This is a genomic window from Alteromonas sp. ALT199 (assembly GCF_018619335.1).
Classification (GTDB): Bacteria; Pseudomonadota; Gammaproteobacteria; order Enterobacterales; family Alteromonadaceae; genus Alteromonas.
The window spans coordinates 1,425-4,493 of sequence record NZ_JAHHDX010000048.1; the positions used below are offsets into that span (position 1 = coordinate 1,425).

Annotated in this window: 4 protein-coding genes and 1 pseudogene; all 5 read left to right on the forward strand. The window is 45.1% G+C overall.

Annotated features, from left to right (window positions below):
• On the forward strand, positions 1-585 hold a 585-nt coding region (gene pyrH, locus KL866_RS05585; RefSeq protein WP_214993886.1), incomplete at its 5' end, for a UMP kinase.
• 23 nt (positions 586-608) lie between these two features.
• A complete protein-coding gene (gene frr / locus KL866_RS05590) occupies positions 609-1,166 on the forward strand; it encodes a ribosome recycling factor (protein ID WP_025254292.1) in 558 nt (185 codons plus the stop codon).
• A 9-nt stretch (positions 1,167-1,175) separates the two neighbouring features.
• Positions 1,176-1,958: a polyprenyl diphosphate synthase gene (gene uppS, locus KL866_RS05595; protein ID WP_025254293.1), complete on the forward strand. Its 783-nt coding sequence runs from the start codon at positions 1,176-1,178 to the stop codon at positions 1,956-1,958.
• Between the two features lie 54 nt (positions 1,959-2,012).
• Positions 2,013-2,876 (forward strand): phosphatidate cytidylyltransferase, encoded by an 864-nt coding sequence (locus KL866_RS05600; protein ID WP_025254294.1) that lies wholly within the window; start codon positions 2,013-2,015, stop codon positions 2,874-2,876.
• A pseudogene (locus tag KL866_RS05605) lies at positions 2,876-3,069 on the forward strand (1-deoxy-D-xylulose-5-phosphate reductoisomerase); the annotation flags it as partial. The gene KL866_RS05600 and the pseudogene KL866_RS05605, both read left to right, overlap by 1 nt.

Here is a 3,069-nt window from a genome sequence, read left to right on the forward strand (position 1 = left end):
GGTTTGGTTATCGGCGGTGGTAACTTATTCCGTGGTGAAGGCTTAGCAAAAGCTGGAATGAATCGCGTTGTTGGCGACCACATGGGCATGTTAGCGACTGTTATGAATGGTCTTGCTATGCGTGACGCGCTTCATCGTGCATTTGTAAACGCGCGTATGATGTCTGCTATCCCGCTAAACGGCGTGTGTGATGCATACAACTGGGCGGAAGCAATTAGCTTACTTAAGTCTGGTCGCGTGGTAATTTTCTCTGCAGGTACGGGTAACCCTTTCTTTACTACCGACTCTGCAGCATGCCTGCGCGGCATTGAGATAGAAGCTGATGCGGTACTCAAAGCGACAAAAGTAGACGGTGTTTACAGCGATGACCCAGTGAAAAACCCTGAAGCGACATTGTATGATCAATTGTCTTACCAGGAAGTACTGGAAAAAGAATTAAAAGTAATGGACTTGTCAGCTTTCACTCTAGCAAGAGATCACAGCTTACCAATTCGCGTATTCAACATGAATAAGCCGGGTTGCCTTAAGCGCGTTGTGATGGGTGAAAAAGAAGGTACCGTCATTTGCCACGCTGACAACGATTAATTAAGAACAATAGGATACAAAACGTGATTGATGAAATTGAATTAGATGCGCAAGAGCGCATGGAAAAAAGCCTGGTTGCACTTAAAGGCCAATTCAGCAAAATTCGCACTGGTCGTGCGCATCCAAGCCTTTTAGACGGCATCATGGTTCCTTATTACGGTGTAGATACACCGCTAAAGCAAGTAGCAAACGTAGTTGCGGAAGACAGCCGTACTTTAGCGTTAACTGTTTTTGATAAAAGCGCTATTCAAGCAGTAGAAAAAGCCATCATGCAGTCTGACCTAGGCTTAAACCCAATGAGTGCGGGTGGTTCAATTCGCATTCCGCTTCCGCCGCTTACAGAAGAGCGTCGTAAAGATCTTATCCGTGTTGTGCGAAACGAAGCGGAAGGTGGTCGTGTAGCGATCCGTAACATACGTCGTGATGCCAACGGTGATGTTAAAGATCTTCTTAAAGAAAAAGAAATCAGTGAAGATGAAAGCCGTGCGGCAGAAGAGAATATTCAGTCTATTACTAATGATTTCATTAAGAAAGTTGACAGCTTGCTTGCCGACAAAGAAAAAGAACTGATGGAAGTTTAAGTAAGTATTATGATTGGAAAGCGTTTAAGCGCCGCCAAGTCATCTAAAGCTGAGGTGCCAGTAGTCACTACTGGCCCTAAGCATGTTGCCATTATTATGGACGGCAACGGTCGATGGGCGCAAAAGAAAGGGAAAATTCGTACCTTTGGTCATAAAGCGGGGGTAGAGTCTGTACGTTCTGTTGTGCGCTTTGCACGTCAAAACGGTATCGAGTCACTTACGCTATTTGCGTTTTCAAGTGAGAATTGGAAGCGCCCAGAGGAAGAGGTCAGTGTCTTAATGGAGCTGTTTAATCTTGTCCTCAATAGTGAAGCAAAGCGTTTACACAAAAATGGTGTACGGTTGCAGGTAATTGGTGATGTTGAGGCGTTTGATGCCAAGCTAGTCGAAAAAATTCGAAAAGCGGAAGACATGACCAAAGACAATAAAGATTTGGTTTTAAATATCGCCGCAAACTATGGCGGTAGATGGGACATTGTAAATGCGGCCAAGCAGCTCGCGTCGCAAGTGAAACGGGGCGAACTTGATGTAGATAACATCAATGAAGAGGCGCTTAGCACGCATATTTCTACAGCTAACCTTCCAGAGTTAGATCTTCTTATACGCACTGGTGGCGAGCACCGAATTAGTAATTTCTTGCTATGGCAGTGTGCTTATGCCGAATTGTACTTCACCGACGTACTATGGCCCGACTTCAATGAAGACGTGTTTCAACTAGCCGTAGACGATTTTAATGTTCGCCAACGTCGTTTCGGTTTAACCGGTGAACAGGTAGTCACGGCGGATGGTTAACACCATACAGGTAATTATCAGGCTAGCCCTGGTAACAAAAGCCAAGGGCAAATTATGCTAAAACAACGAATAATAACTGCATTAATCCTCGCGCCACTCGCGCTTTATGCCATTCTTTTTCTTCCCATTTTCTGGTTTGAAATTGCTATAGCTGGCGTTGTCGGTATAGGTGCTTATGAATGGGCCAATATGTCGGGCGTGTGTGAGCGGCCTAAAAAACTAATGTATATGGCTGGTGCCTTTGCTATTTGTATTGCACTGTCACTTTTTGTCGATGCCAGCATAATTTGGTATCAGGGACAGTTGCATGGCTTATACCGCGGCATTTTAACTGTAGCTGTTTTATGGTGGATAGCATCGCTGTTTATGGTGCTTGCTTATCCAAAATACTCAAGGTTTTGGAAAGACAGCCGCATCGTAAGAACAGTATTTGGGGCACTCACGCTAATACCTACATGGGTAGCTGTTGTTGCACTTCGTACCAGCTTGCATGACGTAGATTTGTTTTACGGTGCATCATTAATTTTTTATGTTCTAGGTATTGTCTGGGCTGCAGATATAGGCGCATTTTTCGTAGGCGTAAAATTCGGTCGCCATAAGCTTCGTCCTAATGTTTCGCCGGGCAAAAGCTTAGAAGGGTTGTTAGGTGGTATTGCAGCCTCTTTCGCCATTATTGCCTTTGCAGCGCTACACTATCAGGTTGAGCCTTCTAGAATCTGGTTGCACCTCACAATAGGTGGGATCACTGTAGCCGTTTCTGCCCTAGGCGACTTAAATGAAAGCATGCTTAAACGTTGTGCCGGTATTAAAGATAGCGGAAAAATTCTCCCCGGCCATGGCGGTGTGCTCGATAGAATTGATAGCTTGACCGCGGCATTCCCAGTATTCGCCTTCTGCTATGTAACCTGGATGGCGTAATGCAAACAGTAACAGTGTTAGGGGCTACAGGCTCCATTGGTTGTAATACACTTGACGTAATAAATCGCCATCCAGAAAAATACCGTGTTTTCGCCATAACCGGAAATTCACAGCTCGAATTATTAATGCAGCAGGCAAAGAAATGCGCCCCTCGCTATGTTGTGATTGCTGATGGCACGCATTATAAAGCGGC